The sequence below is a fragment of the Pseudoxanthomonas sangjuensis genome, assembly GCF_010211755.1.
GTDB classification, from domain to species: Bacteria; Pseudomonadota; Gammaproteobacteria; order Xanthomonadales; family Xanthomonadaceae; genus Pseudoxanthomonas_A; species Pseudoxanthomonas_A sangjuensis.
Genome location: NZ_PDWR01000021.1, coordinates 1 through 18,447, shown reverse-complemented (window position 1 = coordinate 18,447; position 18,447 = coordinate 1). Strand labels below are relative to the sequence as shown.

Sequence of the window (18,447 nt, the reverse complement as noted above, 5' to 3'; positions counted from 1 at the left end):
GTCGTGCCGCGCCTTCTGATTGCGACTGCGGGGGCGGTAGTCGCAGGGCTGCTGTTCGCCGCGCCGCCGGCCGCGAACGCCGGATCGGATCCGCTCGATCGCCCGGCGCGCATCAGCCCGCTCGCCCCGCGGGCGCTGGTGACCGGCATCGCGTCGGCGGGCGAGCGGCTGGTGGCCGTGGGACAACGCGGCCACGTGCTGGTCTCCGCGGATTCCGGGGCAACCTGGGCGCAGTCGGAGGTGCCGGTCTCGTCCGACCTCACCGCCGTGCAGTTCGTCGACGCGCGCGTCGGCCACGCCGTCGGGCACGACGGCGTGGTGTTGCGCAGCGAAGACGGCGGACAGTCATGGAAGCGCGTGCTCGACGGCCGGCAGGCGAACCGCCTGCTGGTCGACTACATGCAGGAACGCGTTGCGGCGGATCCGTCCGACGCCAACCAGGCGCTGCTGGACGAAGCGAAGCGCAATGCCGGGCTCGGCCCAGACAAGCCCTTCCTCGACGTCTGGTTCGACAGCCCCGACGAAGGCTTCGTCGTCGGCGCCTACAACCTGATCTTCCACACCGCCGACGGCGGGCGCAGCTGGCAGCCGTGGTTCGATCGCACCGACAACCCGCGCCTGTTCAACCTGTATGCGATCCGGCCGGTCGGTGAGACGCTGGTCATCGCGGGCGAGGGCGGCCTGCTCCTGCGGCTGTCGGCCGAACAGCAGCGCTTCGTCGCGCTGCCCTCGCCGTACGAGGGCAGCTGGTTCGGCCTCGTCGCCACGCAGGACAACCTGCTGGCGTTCGGCATGCGCGGCAACGCCTGGCTCAGCACCGACCGCGGCGACACCTGGCAGCAGGTCGACTCTGGCCTGCACGCCAGCATCACCACCGGTGTTCGTACCGAAGACGGCGAGGTCTGGCTGGCCGACCAGAGCGGAGCGGTTGCCCGCAGCACGGATGGTGGCCACGGCTTCCACGCGCAGCCGCTGGCGGCGGCGCTACCGGCCGCGGCGCTGGCACTGCAGGGCCAGGCGATCGTGCTGGGCGGGCCGCGCGGCCTGCAGCGTTTCGACAGGGAAAAGGCCCGATGAGCATCAAGCCGAACGACCACGACACCATGCCGGTGGTGCGCTCGCTGGAAGACTTCCCGCGCAACTCCGGCAACCTGCTGGAGCGGCTGGTGTTCAACCACCGCATGGCGTTGCTGCTGTTCACGGGTTTGCTCACGCTGGTGCTGGGCTTCATGGCCACCGGCGTGAAGCTCAACGCCAGTTTCGTGAAGATGATCCCGGTCGATCATCCCTACATCCAGAACTTCCTCTCCAACCGCGACGAACTGCGCGGCATGGGCAACACGCTGCGCATCGTGGTGGAGAACCCTGATGGCGACATCTTCGATCCGCGCTATCTCGAAACGCTGCGCCAGATCAACGACGAACTGTTCCTGACCGAGGGCGTCGACCGCGCCTGGGTGAAGTCGCTGTGGTCGCCCGCGGTGCGCTGGACCGAAGTCACCGAGGAGGGATTCCAGGGCGGCCCGGTGATGCCCGACAGCTACGACGGTTCGCCCGAGAGCATCGAGCAACTGCGCCTGAACATTACCCGCGGCGGGTTGGTGGGCAGCCTGGTGGCGGGCGACCTCAGGTCGAGCGCCATCGTGCTGCCGCTGCTGGAGCAGGATGCGGAAGGGCGGCGGCTGGACTATCGCGCGCTGTCGACGGCGGTCGAGAAGATCCGCAGCCGCTACGAACAGGGCACGGCGAACGACGGCAAGTCGCGGGCAGTGCGCATCCACGTGGTCGGCTTCGCCAAGATCGTCGGCGACCTGATCGCCGGCCTGCTCAACGTGATGGCGTACTTCCTCGCGGCGATCCTGATCGCGGCGGCGCTGCTGTACTGGTATACGCGCTGCGTGCGCAGCACCCTGCTGGTGCTGGCGTGCTCGCTGCTCGCGGTGCTGTGGCAGTGCGGACTGGTCGCGCTGGCCGGCCTGGAAATCGACCCGTATTCGATGCTGGTGCCGTTCCTGATCTTCGCCATCGGCGTGAGCCACGGCGCGCAGAAGATGAACGGCATCATGCAGGACATCGGCCGCGGCACCCACCGCCTGGTGGCCGCGCGCTACACGTTCCGACGCCTGTTCCTGCCCGGCGTGACCGCGCTGCTCAGCGACGCGGCCGGCTTCGCGCTGCTGGTGCTGATCCCGATCCCGGTCATCCGCGAGCTCGCGCTGACCGCGAGCCTGGGTTTCGCCGCGCTGGTGTTCACCAACCTGCTGCTGCTGCCGGTGCTGCTCAGCTACTTCGGCGTCGGCGCCAGGGCGGCGCAGCGCAGCCTGGAGGTGGAACGGCGCGACGCGCTCGGCGAAACCGGCCGCATCTGGCGCTGGCTCGGCTACTTCGCGTCGCGCCGGCGCTGGGCGGCCGCGGCGCTGGCGGTCGCGGCGGTGCTGGGGGCGGGCGGCTACCTCGCGAGCCTGCGCCTGCAGACCGGCGACCTGGATCCGGGCGCGCCGGAGCTGCGCGCGGACTCGCGCTACAACCGCGACAACGCCTACATCACGCGCCACTACGGGCTGACCAGCGACGTGTTCGCGGTGATCGTGAAGACGCCGCCGGAAGGCTGCCTGAAGTACGAGACGCTCGCCCACGTCGACCGCATCGCCTGGGAGCTGAAGCAGGTGCCGCAGGTGCAGGCCACGCTCGGCCTGGCCGACGTGGTGCGCCAGATCACCGCCGGTTCGTTCGAAGGCAACCCGAAGTGGCTGACCATCAGCCGCAACCAGGACATCCTCAACTACGGCGCGCAGCAGGCGTCGGTGAACAACCCCGAGCTGTTCAACACCGATTGCTCGGTGATGCCGCTGATCGCCTTCCTCTCGGACCACAAGGCCACCACGCTGCAAAGCGCGCTGGGCGCCGTCGAACGCTTCGTCAAGGAGAACCCGACCGACCCCGCGCAGTTGCAGGTGCTTCCGGTCGCCGGTTCGGCGGGCATCGAGGCGGTCACGAACATCGTCGTGCGCAAGGCCAACCGCAGCATCCTGTTCTACGTGTACGCCACGGTGATCGTCCTCTGCCTGGTGACGTTCCGCTCCTGGCGCGCGGTGATCGTCGCGGTGGTGCCGCTCGCGCTCACCTCGATCCTGTGCGAAGCGCTGATGGTCTGGCTCGGCATCGGCGTCAAGGTGGCGACGCTGCCGGTGATCGCGACGGGCGTGGGCATCGGCGTCGACTACGCGCTGTACCTGCTGTCGGTACAGCTGGCGGCGCAACGCCGCGGCCTCGACCTGGCGCAGGCCTATCGCGAAGCGCTGCGCTTCACCGGCCGCGTCGTCGCCCTCGTCGGCGTGACGCTGGCCGCGGGCGTGGTGACGTGGGCCTTCTCGCCGATCAAGTTCCAGGCGGACATGGGCGTGCTGCTGACCTTCATGTTCCTGTTGAACATGGTCGGTGCGCTGGTGCTGATCCCGGCGCTCTCCCACTTCCTTCTCAATCCGACACCGGCCGTCCGTGCCACGGCGCAGGTCGCAGGAGCACAAGCATGAAGAAGACCCCGATTTCGCTGGCCATGCTGGCGCTGGGTTCCGCCGCCGGCACCGCCAGCGCGCAGGCAACGCTGCCATTCCCGCCCGAGCCTTCGGCCAGCCAGGCCGGCCGCACGCTGGCCGAATCCAAGCACCAGTGGCGGCCGCAGGTCTCGCGGCTGCCGGCGGATGCGCCGAACATCGTCGTCATCATGCTCGACGACGCCGGCTTCGCCCAGGCCGACACCGTCGGCGGACCGATCCACACGCCGACGCTGACGCGCATCGCCGACAGCGGTATCCGCTACAACGCCTTCCACACCACGGCGATCAGCTCGGCGACGCGCGCGGCGCTGCTGACCGGGCGCAACCACCACCGCGTCGGCAGCGGGACGATCACCGAGCTGGCCAGCGACTTCGACGGCTACACCGGCACGATCCCCAAGAGCAGCGCCACCGTCGCCGAAGTGCTGAAGGACTACGGCTACAGCACGGCCGCGTTCGGCAAGTGGCACAACACGCCGGCCAATGAAACCGGTGCGACGGGGCCGTTCGACCACTGGCCGACGTCCTATGGTTTCGAGCACTTCTACGGCTTCCTCGGCGGCGAGACCTCGCAGTACGAGCCGCGCCTGTTCCGCGACCACACGCCGGTCGAGCCGCCGCGCGACGCGGGCTACCACCTGACCGAAGACCTGGCGACGCAGGCCGTGGACTGGTTGCGCCGCCAGCACAGCGAGGCGCCGGGCAAGCCCTTCTTCCTGTACTGGACGCCGGGCGCGGTGCACGGCCCGCACCAGGTGTTCAGGAGCTGGACGGAGAAGTACAAGGGCCGGTTCGACCGGGGCTGGGACGTCTACCGCGAAGAAACGTTCAAGCGCCAGAAGGCGCTGGGCTGGATCCCGAAAGACGCCAAGCTGACGCCGCGCCCCGATTCGCTGCCGGCCTGGGACAGCCTGTCGGCCGAGGAGCGCAAGTTCCAGGCGCGGTTGATGGAGGTCTACGCCGGCTTCCTCGAACACACGGATACCCAGGCCGGCCGCATCGTCGACGAACTGGAGCGCCTGGGCCTGCGCGAAAACACGCTGATCTTCTACGTGTTCTCCGACAACGGCGCATCCGCGGAGGGGCAGTCCGGCACGATCAACGAGCTGCTGACGCAGAACGGCATTCCGGTAAGCACGGCGCAACAGATGGCCGTGCTCGAGCGTGACTATGGCGGGCTCGACGCGCTCGGCACGCCGCTGCTCGAGTCGATGTACCACGGCGCCTGGGCCTGGGCCGGCATGACGCCGTTCCAGGGCACCAAGCTGGTCGCCGGCTATTTCGGCGGCACGCGCGCGCCGCTGGCGGTGTCGTGGCCGCGCGCGATCAAGCCGGACGCGAAGGTGCGCACGCAGTTCCATCATGTCAACGACATCGTGCCGACGATCTACGACGTCGTCGGCATCGTGCCGCCGGAGGCGGTCGACGGCATCGCCCAGGACCCGCTCGACGGCGTCAGCATGCGCTACAGCTTCGGCAACGCGCGCGCCGCCGGCACCAAGCCGGCGCAGTACTTCGAGGTCTTCGGCAGCCGCGGCATCTACGCCGACGGATGGATGGCTTCGGTGTTCGGTCCGCGCGTGCCGTGGAAGCCCGGATCGTTCGAGGCGCTGCGCACGTGGAATCCCGACGAGGACGTCTGGACGCTGTATCGCCTCGACGGCGATTATTCGCAGGCGGTCGACCTCGCGGCCGCGCAACCGCAGAAGCTCGCCGAGATGCAGGCGCTGTTCGACCGCGAGGCGCGCGCCAACAAGGTTTACCCGATCGGCGCCGGCTTCGTCCCGTTCCTGTACCCGGGCCAGCGCATCGGCAGTGGCCTGAAGGAGTGGCATTTCAGCGCGTTGACGCAGCGCCTGCCCGAGTTCGCGGCGCCGAATCTGCGCGCGCGCAACAGCGTCGTCGCCGTGGACCTGGACGTGCCGGCGCAGGCCAGCGGCGTCGTCTACGCGCTCGGCGGGCGGTCCGGCGGCGTCGCGCTGTATTTCGACGGCGGGTACGCCTTCTACGAGTACAACGGCATGGTGGTCGCGACGACGAAACTGCGTTCGCCGCAGCCCCTGCCTGCCGGCCGGCATCGCATCGAGGTCGAGACGGCGATGACCGCGGCCAAGCTCGCCGCGCCCGCGCAACTGACGTTGCGCATCGACGGCATCGAGGTCGCGACGGCGACCACGCCGTTCACCGCGCCGCTGGCGTTCACCGCGACCGAGACTTTCGACGTCGGCGCGGATCTCGGTTCGTCGGTGTCGCTGACCTACCTCGAGCGCGCTCCGTTCGCGTTCACGGGCAGCGTGCACGACGTGCACGTTCGCTACGCGCCGTAGGAGAACGCGCATGTCCGAGCCCGTGGAGCAGGGCCTGCACCTGATGGCCAAGCCGGTCGGGCCGGTCTGCAACCTCGACTGCGACTACTGCTTCTATCTGGAAAAGGAGCGGCTGCACGCGCCACGCACGAAATTCCGCATGTCCGGCGAGACGTTGCGCGCATACGTGCGCAGCTACATCGCCGCGCAGCCAACGCCGGAGGTCGAGTTCACCTGGCAGGGCGGCGAGCCGACGCTGATGGGGCTCGGGTTCTTCGAGGAGGCGGTTCGCCTGCAGCGCGAATACGCCGGCGGCAAGACCGTCCGCAACACGCTGCAGACCAACGGCACGCTGCTCGACGAAGACTGGTGCGCCTTCCTGGCGCGCGAGCGCTTCACCGTCGGGGTCAGCCTGGACGGCCCGCGCGAGCTGCACGGCCTGCACCGCTACGACAAGCGCGGCCGTTCCAGTTTCGACGATGCGATGCGCGGGCTTGCGTTGCTGCAGCGGCACGGGGTCGACTACAACGTGCTGGTCACCGTATCGCGCGAGGCCTCGCGGCAGCCGCTGGAGGTCTACCGCTTCCTGAAAGAGCAGGGCGTGCGCCACATCCAGTTCAATCCCGTGGTCGAGCGCCTGCCGACGCCGGCCGACCGGCAGCGCGGCCAGACCTTCGCGACGCCGCCGGAAGCCGGCGGGGCGGCCGGCGCGCCGCCGGAGCTGACGCCGCAGAGCGTCGAATCCGCCGCCTATGGCGATTTCCTGATCGCGGTCTTCGATGAATGGGTGCGCCGCGACGTCGGCACGGTGCACGTGATGAACTTCGAATGGGCGCTCGCGGCCTGGTGCCAGCTGTCGGCGACGGTCTGCCTGTTCGCGCCGCGTTGCGGCAAGGCGGCGATCGTCGAGCACGACGGCAGTGTGTATTCCTGCGACCACTACATGTATCCGGAATACCGCCTCGGCAACCTGCGCGAGACCGACGCGGCGGCGCTGATGGCCTCGGCGAAGCAGCGCGACTTCGGCGCGGCGAAGGAAGAGGCGCTGCCCGGCATCTGCCGGCGCTGCGACTACCGTTTCGCCTGCAACGGCGAATGCCCGAAGAACCGCTTCCTCGCATCGCCGGACGGCGAGCCGGGATGGAACTATCTGTGCGCGGGCTACCTGAAGTATTTTCGCCACATCACGCAGTACATGAACGCGATGGCGCAACTGCTCGCGGCGGGCTTGCCCGCGTCGGCGGTGATGGACGCCTTCGACGGTCCGCTGGTCGTGCGGAAGCGACCGGCCCCGCACGCCCCCGGGACACGCTGACATGAACCAGACGAGGACATATCGATGAACGGCCTGATGATGCAGCAGCCGCTGCTGATCTCGGCATTGCTCCGGCACGCGGAGCGCCATCACGGCGAACGGGAAATCGTGTCGCGCCGCGTGGAAGGCGACATCCATCGCTACACGTACCGCGACCTGGCCGCGCGCGCGCGGCGCATGGCCAGGGCCATGGAGGCGCTGGGCGTCGCGTCCGGCGACCGCGTGGCCACGCTGGCCTGGAACGGCTACCGGCACATGGAGCTGTACTACGCGGTTTCGGGCTCCGGCGCGGTGTTGCACACGCTCAATCCCCGCTTGCATCCGGACCAGCTGGCCTGGATCGTGGGGGATGCGCAGGACGGGGTCCTGTGCTTCGATTCGACCTTCCTGCCGCTGGTCGAGGCGGTGGCCGCGCGGTTGCCGAGCGTCCGCCACTTCGTGCTGATGAGCGACCGGGCGCACATGCCAGCGGAAACCGGCATTCCCGGGTTGCTGTGCTACGAAGACCTGTGCGACGGCCACGGCGACGACTACGCGTGGCCCGAGTTCGACGAGAATCGCGCGTCGTCGCTCTGCTACACGTCCGGGACCACGGGCAACCCGAAGGGCGTGCTGTACAGCCATCGTTCGACCGTCCTGCATACCATGGCCGGCGCGTTGCCGGACGTGCTGGACATGTCCGCGCGGGAAACCGTGCTCCCGGTGGTGCCGATGTTCCATGTCAACGCGTGGGGCATCCCCTACATGGCATGCATGGTCGGAGCGAAGCTGGTGTTCCCCGGCCCGGCGCTGGACGGCAAGTCGCTGTACGAGCTGTTCGAAGCCGAAGGCGTGACCCTGACCGCCGGCGTGCCGACGGTCTGGCAGGCGCTGCTGGCGCATGTCGAAGCCAACGACCTGCATTTCTCCACGATGCGCCGCACCGTCATCGGCGGCGCCGCGTGCCCGCCGGCCATGCTCGACGCATTCCAGGAACACCATGGCGTGGAAGTCCTGCACGCATGGGGCATGACCGAGCTGAGTCCGATCGGGACCGCGTGTTCGCTCAAGCCGGAATTGGCTGCGCTGGGTGGCAAGCAGCGCCTGGCCATCCAGTCCAAGCAGGGCAGGGTGCCGTTCGGCGTGGACATGAAGATCGTCGACGCCGACGGCGGGGAGCTGCCCTGGGACGGCAAGACCTCCGGCGAGTTGCTGGTGCGCGGGCACTGGGTGCTCGCGAAGTACCTGCGCGGCCCCGACCCCTGCATCGACGGCTGGTTTCCGACGGGCGACGTCAGCACGATCGACGCGTACGGCTACATGCAGATCACCGACCGTGCCAAGGACGTGATCAAGTCCGGCGGCGAATGGATCGGTTCGATCGACCTGGAGAACATCGCCATGGCGCACCCCAAGGTGGCGATGGCCGCGTGCATCGGCGTGCCCCATCCGAAGTGGGACGAGCGGCCGCTGCTGGTGATCGTCCCGAAGCCGGGCGAGGAGCCCGGCCGCGACGAGATGCTCGCGCATTTCGAAGGGAAGGTCGCGCGCTGGTGGATCCCCGACGACGTCGTCTTGGTCGACGCCATTCCGCTGGGCGCGACCGGCAAGATGCAGAAGAACCGCTTGCGCGAGCAGTTCAGGCAGCACCTGATGCCCAATGCCTGAGAAGGTCGGCGCCGCTTCCGTCCGACGGGGCCGATCGGCGTGATCGAAGCCGGACACCGGGCCGTCGAAGCTGGTGAAAACGCTGCATGCCCTGTGCCATGAAGCGACGCATGCGCCGGAAAACCGGGGGGGGATTCGATCGGGCGGGGGCGAATATATGTGATGAATGTCACAAAAAACGCGCGGTGTGGCTGGATACTTGGCCCGTATCTAGTCCCAGCTAAGACTTTTCCCGATATCGCGAGTCGACCAAGGGGATTAGGGTGTCTCGTGCGTCGCTCCGGTCTTGGGCTAGTGGGGGAGAGGATGGAAGCGCCTGCAAGCCCGACAAGAAAGCCCGAATGAGCATGCCCCCCCTGTTTCAGGGGGGGGCAAGGCTCGTGGTTTCGGGTTAACGAAGCGGTGCGGTGCGTGCCGTTCGTCCTTCGTGGCGGCCGGGCAGCAATCAGTGATCCAAACAGGGGGGGCAGGGAAGATGAATCGCGTATTCCGCATCGTTTGGTCGTACGCCTTGCGGGCTTGGGTGGTGGCTTCGGAATTGAGCAGGCGCCGCGGCAAGCGCGCCAGTGCGGTCGACACGCGTGTCGCTGACCAAGGCAGGGGAGGCGATCACGACATTGGCGGAGCCTCTCCGCCCACGGCGTGGCCGTTGCGGCTGGCGATCATGCTTGCACTGGTTGCGCTTTACGCACCGGCGCACGCCGCGGACCGTTACTGGGATGTCAACGGCAATACGGCCGGGCTGGGCGGTACGGGCACCTGGAACGGCAGCAACCTGTTCTGGAACAGCAATTCCACCGGTACTGGTGGCTCTGTCTTCGCCTGGGACAATGCGGCATTGGACGATGCCTTCTTCGGCGGCACCGCCGGCACGGTTACCTTAGGGTCGCCGATCACAGCTCACAGCCTGAACTTCCTCGCCAACGGTTACACGATCACCGGCAACACGTTGACTCTGGCCGGTACCAACCCGTTCATCAGCACTACCGGCGGAAACACGGCGACGATCAACTCGGTCCTGGCCGGCAGCAATGGCCTGACCGTGAACGGCACCTCCACCAACGGCTGGATTGCGCTGGGCGGCAACAACACGTTGACCGGCGGCATTACCGTCAACGGCAACGCGCGTCTGGTGGGCAGCGGCAGCAACAGCTTCAACGGCGCCGCCAACGTGGTCACCGTCAACAGTGGCGGCGTGCTGCAGGTCAACAACGCCAGTGCCTTCGGTGGCAACACCGCGGCCGCCAACCTGGTGCTCAACAACGGCGGCAACCTCTGGTTGGGCGGCATCAGCCTGACCCACAACATCACCGCTGCCGGCGGCGGCACCATCAACATCAACCAGCCATTCGCCAATCTCACCAGCACCTGGAACGGCAATCTGGTCCTGACGGCCAATACCACGCTGCAGGTGACCAATACCGGTGCCAACGGCAATACCGTCTTTGCGGGGAACCTCACGGATACCGGCGCCAACAAGCTCAGCCTGGTACTGAACGAAGGCGGCAGCGTCGACAGCAGTCTCTATCTGGACGGCACTAACAGCTTTACCGGCGGCATCACGGTGAATGCCGGTCAGCTCTTCATGAGGGGCACCGATGCGGCCGCTGCCGCCGCCGGCAACGTGGTCACTCTCAACGGCGGCTATCTCCGTGTGGAAGGCGATGCCTTCGGCGGGGATACGGACGCCGCGCAGTTGATCCTCAACGGCGGCACCCTGCGCGTGGAGACCAACAACACGCTCAACCACGATGTGACCCTCACCGGGGGCGACCGCTACATCGATGGCCTCGGCAACGCCACCTGGAGCGGCGCCACGGTGCTCACGGCCGACACGCTGCTGCACCTGGGCGTCGGCGGCCACAATCTGACCGTGCGCGGACCGTTGCAAGATACCGGCGCCAACCAGCTTTCGGTGCAGACGCAAGGCGGGAATGTCCGTTTCAACGGTCCGCTGAGCTTCACCGGCGACCTGACCCTGGCCAGCGGCACCACCTGGTTCGACGGCGGCGCTTATACCTACAGCGGCGACACCATCATCAGAAACGCCGCGCAGTTGATACTGAACAGCACCAGCCTGTCGCCAAACAGCAACATCCGCTTCGAGGGCCTGAACAACGGTAGCAATACCCTCATCTACGGCACCAATGCGGAACCCAGCATCACCATGCCCAACGGCACCGGCGGCGGCGAGCTGTGCTGGGCTGGCACCGGCGGCTTCTATGCGCTGAACAACCAGTCGGACGTCACCGTCAACCTGGGCGGAGCCGGCGCCACGCTCACCTGGAACGACGGTCTCTTCGTGCCCGACGGCCACGCGTTGATCCTGGGCACCAATGTCACCGGCGGCGACGCCCGCCAGGTGGATTTCCAGAACGGTATCGACCTGTCCGGCGGACTGCGCGAGGTGCGCGCAGACAACGGCAACGTCAACGACCACGCAATGATCAGCGGCGCGCTGGTGGGCAGTGGCGGCCTTCACGTGCTGGGCAACGGCGGCCTGGAGCTGACCGCTACCAACACCTACTCGGGTGCCACGGTCATCGGCGATGGCACCGCAGGCGTTGGCCATCTGATTCTCGGCAGCGCAGGGGCCAACTCGGCCAACAGCAACATCCAGTTCGACGGTCCCGACACGATCAACAACGGTGGCATGCTGCTGCTGACCGCTGCCTACGGCGATTTCACCGAGTCTCTCGGGGCCGGCGGCAACCAGATCCAATGGACCGGCTCCGGCGGCTTCGGCGCCATCGGTGGCGAACGGCACGTCAATATCGGCGGTGCCGGCGCGACCCTCACCTGGGGTGCCGGCGGCTTTGTGCCCGATGGCCAGATGCTGCGTTTCGCCGGCCGTTTCGCCGACTCCACCGTGGTGTGGGACAACGGCATCGATCTGGGCGCAGCGGCGCGCGCGATCAATGTCAACGAGGGCAACAATCTCGATCGCGATGTCCGCCTGCAGGGCGTGATCCAGGGTGTGGGTGGCCTGGACCTGATGGGGCAGGGCGATATCGACCTGTTCGGATTGAACACCTATTCGGGAACCACGCGGATCAACGGCGGCGACATTACAAGCGCCACCGATGGCATGTACGTCTACTTCAACACCTTCACGGACATTGGCACGGCCAGTTCGTTCGGCACCGGCGCCACCATTGAATTGGGAAGCCACAACGGCGCCATGGTGTACACCGGCGCCGGCCCCGCCAGCGGCAACCGCAATATCGGCCTGTCCGGACGTAGCGGCGCACTGCTGCATCTGTTCAATCGTGGGGGCGGCGCACTGGAGATCGGCGGTGACATCGCCACGACCGTCAGCGGCGCGAGCAACGAACTGCGCGTCGGCGGCACTTTCGTCAGCACGGATGCGAACGGCGATGGTGTGGCCGACGATCCGAACATCCTCTCGGGCGTCATTTCCGACGGCGCGGGTACGACCTCGCTCATCGGCACCCAATGCGCCGCCGGCAGCGTGTGGCGCCTGGGCGGCGCCAATACCTTCACCGGCCGCTTCAATCCCAATGGCTGCACCTTCGAAGTCACCTCGATCGCCAATGCGGGCGACGCCTCCGCTGTGGGCGGCGGCGACCTAATCGCCGACTTTCGCGGCGCTGGCGGAACGGTGCGCTACGTCGGCAGCGGGGATACGACCGACCGCCTGTTCTGGTCATGGGGCAACGCCCACTTGGAATCCTCCGGCTCCGGTGCCTTGGTGCTCACCAACACCGGGCTGATCGTCGACCGCAATGGCGGCTTCACGCAGTTCCTGGGCGGCACCAATACCGGCGACAACCTGTTCGCGCCGACGCTGGTCAACGGCCTCACGCCGGCCGAGTTCCACAACCCCAACAACATCTTCAATCTCATCAAGGAGGGCCCCGGTCTGTGGGCCCTGGTCACCGACAACAACGCGCATGCGAATGCCTACGCGGGCCTTACCCGCATCTTCGGCGGTGCGTTGCGCGCGGACGATGCCGGCGCGATCACTGGCGGCTTCGGCGTCATCAGCAGCCATGGCACGACCGGCTCCAGCGAACGCAGCAGCCTGATCCGCTTCGAAGGCACCGCCGATGGCACCGGTGGCGTGCTGGGCCTGACCGCCGCCAGCGGCGGGTTTTTCCGCGGCACCAGCACCCGAGGGCTCGCCTTCATCGACAACAACGGCACGACGGTTGGCGTCGATCCGGATGGGGCGACGGGGCCGCTGCCGGCATACGGAACCGAAGTGCTGGACGACGACAACTATGAGCAGGGCGTGCGCTGGATCGGTTCCGGCGGGTTCGCAGCGTGGGACGGCACCCAGGTGGTCAACCTGTTCGGCGACGGCCGCGAGCTGACCTGGGGCAGCGGCGGCTTCGTGCCGACCAGCCACGAACTGGTGTTCGGCTATGTCACCGCCGACGGCACGGTCGATTTCCAGAACGGCATCAACCTCGGCGCCTCCGGCCGGACCGTGCACGTGAACAACGGCACCGCCGGCCGCGACGCGATCATGAGCGGCGTGCTGCGCAGTACCAGCGCGCTCGGCGGGTTGACCAAGACCGGTGCGGGTTCGCTGACGCTGACCGCCAACAACACCTATACCGGTACCACCAACGTCAATGCGGGCACGCTGGAACTCGGCGACGGCGGCACCACCGGCAGCCTGGGCACCGGGGCAACGGCACTCGTCGCGGCGGGCGCCACGCTGGTATCGAACCGTTCCAATGCATACACGCTGAGCCAGACCGTCATCGGCGACGGCACCCTGGTACAGCGCGGCACCGGCACCACGACAATGACGGCCAACAGCGACATCGACCACGTGGTGCTGGAGCAGGGCACGCTGGTGACGCCGGGCACGCTGCTGACCGAGGACGTGACCTTCACCGACGACGGCGGTGCCACCTTGCAGGTGACCGGCACGCTGCAGACGGCGGCAGCGGGCGCCACGCTGGTGGCGGGCGGCATCGGCAACGACACGATCCGCATCGATGCGGCGGGAGCCGTGCTGGCCAACGGCAGCCTGGGCGATGGCAACGACACGCTGGACGTGGCCGGTACGCTGGACACGATGGGTGGGGTGTTCGACCTGGCCGCGGGCGACGACAGCTTCGTCATCCACGACAATACCAACGTGCTGGGCACCGTGGATGGCGGCGCCGGCATCGACACGCTCGACGCGACCATCGCGACCACCGCCAACCTGGGCGTAGTGCTCAACTTCGAAACGCTGGACAAGAACGGCGCCGGCACGCTCAACATCAACGGCCCGGGCACGTCGGACTTCGCCACGGTGAATGTCAATGCCGGCACCCTGAATGTGGTGGCGGGTGCCGATGTCGCGGCGGCTACGGGCGGCACGATCGACACCATCGTCGCGACCGGCGCCACGCTCAATATCGATGGCGCCTTCGGCTGCGGCGACGGCACCGACACCATCACCATCGCCGGTAACGTCACTGGCACTGGCACCATCGACCAGTGCGGCGGCGACGACCTGCTGACGCTGCAGGATGGGGCGAATGTCGACGGCTACACCGGCGTGTTCGACGGTGGCGACGGCATCGACACCGTGCAACTGGATATCGCCACCAGTCTCGACTTCGCACAGGGGACGGTCACCAACTACGAGAACCTGATCAAGAGCAACGTCGGTACCGCGACGCTGAGCGGCGACCACGCCTACGACAACACGACGATTGCGGGCGGCACGCTGGACGTGGACGGCAGCCTGACCACGCCGGCCATCGCGATGACCGGCGACGGCACCACGCTCAACGTGGATGGGCTGGTGCAGGCCGCTGGCGCCACCCAGACCACGATCACGGGCAGTGCGGGCACCAATACCGTCAACGTCAACGCCGGCGCCACGCTGCTGGCGAGCGCCGACCTGGGCGACGGCGCCGACATGCTCGACCTGGCCGGAGCGCTGGATACCGGCGCGGACGTGTTCGCGCTCGGTGCCGGTGACGACACGCTGATCCTCAACGACGGCGCCGACCTGAGCCAGGCGAATGCGATCGACGGCGGCGACCACGGCCTTGGCGATACGGTGGTCCTCAACAACGCACTGGCGATGACGCTGGACGCGAGCGAGACCGTCAACTTCGAGTTCCTGGTCAAGAACCAGGCGGGCGAGGCCACGCTCACCGGCGCGCTCGACTTCAGTGGCGGCACCGCGCTCAACGCCGGCACCCTGACCGTCGACGGCACACTGGAAACGCCGTCCGTCGCGCTGGCCGACGATACTGTGCTCAACGTGGATGGCACGCTGCAGGGCAATGGCGGCGGTTATGCCGCGCTCACCGGCAGTGCCGGGACCAACACCGTGACCGTGGCACAAGGAGCGCTGCTGCAGGTCGGTGGCGATCTGGGCGATGGCAACGACGTGCTCGACGTGGCCGGCACGCTGGACACCAACGGCGGTGCATTCGGCCTGGGTGCAGGCGAAGATACCTTCGTCATTCACGACAACACCGTGGCGCTGGGGACTGTCGACGGCGGCGACGGCATCGACCTGCTGGACGTCGTCATCAGCAGCGGCAACACCGCGTCGCTGGACAGCCTGTTCGGCTTCGAATCGCTGACCAAGGACGGCGACGGCACGTTGCAGATCGATGGCACGGCGGAGTTCATCGACGTCGACGTGCTGGCAGGATTGCTGGACGTGACCGGCGACGTGACCGCGCAGAACACCACGGTGGAAGCTGGGGCGACCCTGCAACTGAGCGGCAACTACAACGGCACCGCGGGCGACGACACCTTCGTGGTCGCCGGCACGGTCGCCAGCAGCGGTGCGCTCGACCTGGGCGATGGCAACGACATGCTCGACGTGTCCGGCGTGCTGGACACCGGCGGCGGCACGTTCGCGCTGGGCAACGGCGACGACAGTTTCGTCGTGCACGACGGTACGGTGGTGCTGGGCACGGTGGATGGCGGCGATGGCCTCGACACCCGCGTCTACGACATCAACCTCAACGCCGACGTGGGCGCGCTGCTCAACTTCGAAGGCATCACCAAGACCGGCACCGGCACGTTGAACATCACCGGGCCGGCCGCGACCGACCTGCAGGAAGTGCAGGTGCTCGGCGGCACGCTGAACGTCGGCGCAGGCGCCAGCGTGATCGCGACTCCCGGCACCACGCTCGACACCCTGGTGGCCACGGGCGCCACGCTGAATGTGGATGGCAGCTACGGCTGCGGCGACGGCAACGACACGATGAGCGTGTCGGGCACGGTGTCGGGCAGCGGCACGGTCGACCTGTGCGGCGGCGACGACCTGCTCACGCTCAGCGACGGCGCGGACCTGTCGGGCCTGCTGAACCCCATCGACGGCGGCGCGCACGGCACCGGCGATACGGTGGCGCTGAACTTCAGCGGCGACTACACCTTCACCGACAGCCAGACCGTCAACTTCGAGAACCTCAGCAAGCAGAACAACGGCACCGCGACCCTGACCGGCATCCAGACCTGGGAGACGGTCCAGCTCGACGGCGGCGCGCTGACGGTGGATGCGTCTTCGACGCTGTTCGCGCCGAGCCTGACGATGGCCAACGGCACCACGTTCCAGGTCGACGGTTTCGCCAGCGGCGGGCCGCTGTTCATCGACTCGATGACGATCACGGGTAGCGATGGCGTGAATACGGTGCTCGTGTCCGAAGGCGCGATGCTGCGCGCCGGTGGTGGCCTGGGCGACGGCGACGACGTCCTCGACGTGGCCGGTGTCCTCGACGTAGGCGGCGGTATCTTCGATCTGGGCGCGGGCGATGACCGCTTCATCGTCCATGACACCACCACGATGCTCGGTACGGTCGACGGTGGTACCGGCACCGACCTGCTGGAGGTCAACGTCAGCAACGGCAACACCGTGCCGCTGGGCACGCTGCTGGGCTTCGAGTCGCTGGGCAAGTCGGGCGAGGGCACGCTGCAGATCAATGGCGTGTCCGAATTCATCGATGTGGACCTGCTGGCCGGCACGCTCGAAGTGACCGCCGGCGCCAGCGTCGCGGCGCAGAGCACCTCCGTGGCCGCAGGGTCGACCCTGCAGCTCGACGGCAGCTACACCGGCACCGCGGGCAGCGACACCTTCGTGGTGGCCGGCGCGGTCACCGGCACCGGAACGCTCGACATGGGCGATGGCGACGACAGCTTCACGATCCAGGACGGCGCGGACTTGTCGGGGCTGCTCAATCCGGTCGGCGGCGGCGGCGGCATCGACACCTTCGTCGCCGATATCGCCGGGGATGCGACCCTCGGCGGCGCGGTCGACTTCGAGACGCTGGGCAAGACCAACACCGGCACGCTGCATATCGACGGTTCCGCGCCGTCGTCCTTCGACACCGTCAATGTCGAAGCGGGCACGCTCGACATCGGCGTTGGCGGAAGCGTGGCGGCATCCCCCGGCAGCACGCTCGACACGGTGGTTGCGGCGGGCGCGACGCTGAACATCGACGGCAGCTATGGCTGCGGCGACGGCAACGATACGATGAGCGTTTCCGGCACCGTGTCGGGCAGCGGCACGATCGACCTGTGCGGTGGCGACGACACGCTGACGCTCAACGACGGTGCGGTGCTGGCCAACGTGATCGATGGCGGCGCGCACGGTACGGGCGACACGGTGGTGCTCAACAACGCCGGTGCGTTGAGCTTCGATGCGTCGAACACGGTGAACTTCGAGTACCTGCAGAAGGACAACGTGGGCGAGGCGACGCTGACCGAGACGCAGGGCTTCACCGGCGGAACGACGATCAACGCCGGCGCGCTGACCGTGGCCGGGACGCTGGAAACGCCGACCGTCGTGCTGGCCGACGACACGGTGCTCAATGTCGATGGCGCGCTGCAGGCGGCTGGCGGCACGGCGACGATGCTCACCGGCAGCACTGGCACCAACACGGTGACCGTTGGCGCCGGCGGCACCCTGCTGGCGACGGGCGACCTGGGCGGTGGCGACGACGTGCTAGATGTGGCGGGCATGCTCGACACCGGCGGCGGCGTGTTCGCGCTCGGCGACGGCGACGACAGCTTCGTGGTCCACGACGGCACGGTGGTCGGCACGGTGGACGGCGGTGCCGGCATGGACACGCGCGTCTACGACATCAACCTCACCGCCGACCTGGGGGCGCTGGTCAATTTCGAAGGTGTGACCAAGACCGGTACCGGCACGTTGAACATCAACGGTCCCGTCGCTACCGATCTGCAGGAAGTGCAGGTGCTCGGTGGCACGCTGAACATCGGTCCGGACGGCAACGTGGTCGCGACCGCCGGCGGCACGCTCGACACCGTGATCGCGGCGGGCGCGACGCTGAACATCGACGGCAGCTATGGCTGCGGCGACGGCAACGATACGATGAGCGTTTCCGGCACCGTGTCGGGCAGCGGCACGATCGACCTGTGCGGTGGCGACGACACGCTGACGCTCAACGACGGTGCGGTGCTGGCCAACGTGATCGATGGCGGCGCGCACGGTACGGGCGACACGGTGGTGCTCAACAACGCCGGTGCGTTGAGCTTCGATGCGTCGAACACGGTGAACTTCGAGTACCTGCAGAAGGACAACGTGGGCGAGGCGACGCTGACCGAGACGCAGGGCTTCACCGGCGGAACGACGATCAACGCCGGCGCGCTGACCGTGGCTGGGACG

6 protein-coding genes and 1 pseudogene are annotated in these 18,447 nt (G+C 67.7%); all 7 read left to right on the top strand.

The annotated features are described in order from the left end of the window. Positions 1 to 3 precede the first annotated feature (3 nt). Positions 4 to 1,077, top strand: a complete 1,074-nt coding sequence (locus CSC71_RS11395) for a WD40/YVTN/BNR-like repeat-containing protein (RefSeq protein WP_211368004.1) — start codon at positions 4 to 6, stop codon at positions 1,075 to 1,077. Continuing rightward, on the top strand, positions 1,074 to 3,533 hold the full coding sequence (locus CSC71_RS11390; RefSeq protein ID WP_162374503.1) for an efflux RND transporter permease subunit: 2,460 nt from the start codon (positions 1,074 to 1,076) through the stop codon (positions 3,531 to 3,533). Before CSC71_RS11395 ends, CSC71_RS11390 begins: the two co-directional genes overlap by 4 nt. After that, a complete protein-coding gene (locus tag CSC71_RS11385; RefSeq protein ID WP_162374502.1) occupies positions 3,530 to 5,884 on the top strand; it encodes an arylsulfatase in 2,355 nt (784 codons plus the stop codon). The genes CSC71_RS11390 and CSC71_RS11385 overlap by 4 nt, the downstream gene beginning before the upstream one ends. A 10-nt stretch (positions 5,885 to 5,894) precedes the next feature. Then, the gene (locus CSC71_RS11380; protein ID WP_162374501.1) at positions 5,895 to 7,178 is read left to right on the top strand and encodes an anaerobic sulfatase maturase; all 1,284 of its coding nucleotides are present in this window, start codon (positions 5,895 to 5,897) and stop codon (positions 7,176 to 7,178) included. 24 nt (positions 7,179 to 7,202) lie between these two features. Continuing rightward, positions 7,203 to 8,825, top strand: coding sequence for a 3-(methylthio)propionyl-CoA ligase (locus CSC71_RS11375; protein ID WP_162374500.1), 1,623 nt, complete (start codon positions 7,203 to 7,205; stop codon positions 8,823 to 8,825). Positions 8,826 to 9,300: 475 nt separating this feature from the next. Further along, positions 9,301 to 9,399 (top strand): annotated as a pseudogene (locus CSC71_RS15760) (ESPR domain-containing protein); the annotation flags it as partial. 90 nt (positions 9,400 to 9,489) lie between these two features. Beyond that, positions 9,490 to 18,447: beta strand repeat-containing protein (locus CSC71_RS11370; protein WP_246192181.1), on the top strand; the 8,958-nt coding region annotated here is incomplete at its 3' end.

Excerpts from the sequence above, each read along its gene's own strand:
- CSC71_RS11390 (WP_162374503.1), top strand. The coding sequence starts at position 1,074 with ATGAGCATCAAGCCGAACGACCACGACACCATGCCGGTGGTGCGCTCG.
- CSC71_RS11385 (WP_162374502.1), top strand. The coding sequence starts at position 3,530 with ATGAAGAAGACCCCGATTTCGCTGGCCATGCTGGCGCTGGGTTCCGCC.
- CSC71_RS11380 (WP_162374501.1), top strand. The coding sequence starts at position 5,895 with ATGTCCGAGCCCGTGGAGCAGGGCCTGCACCTGATGGCCAAGCCGGTC.
- CSC71_RS11375 (WP_162374500.1), top strand. The coding sequence starts at position 7,203 with ATGAACGGCCTGATGATGCAGCAGCCGCTGCTGATCTCGGCATTGCTC.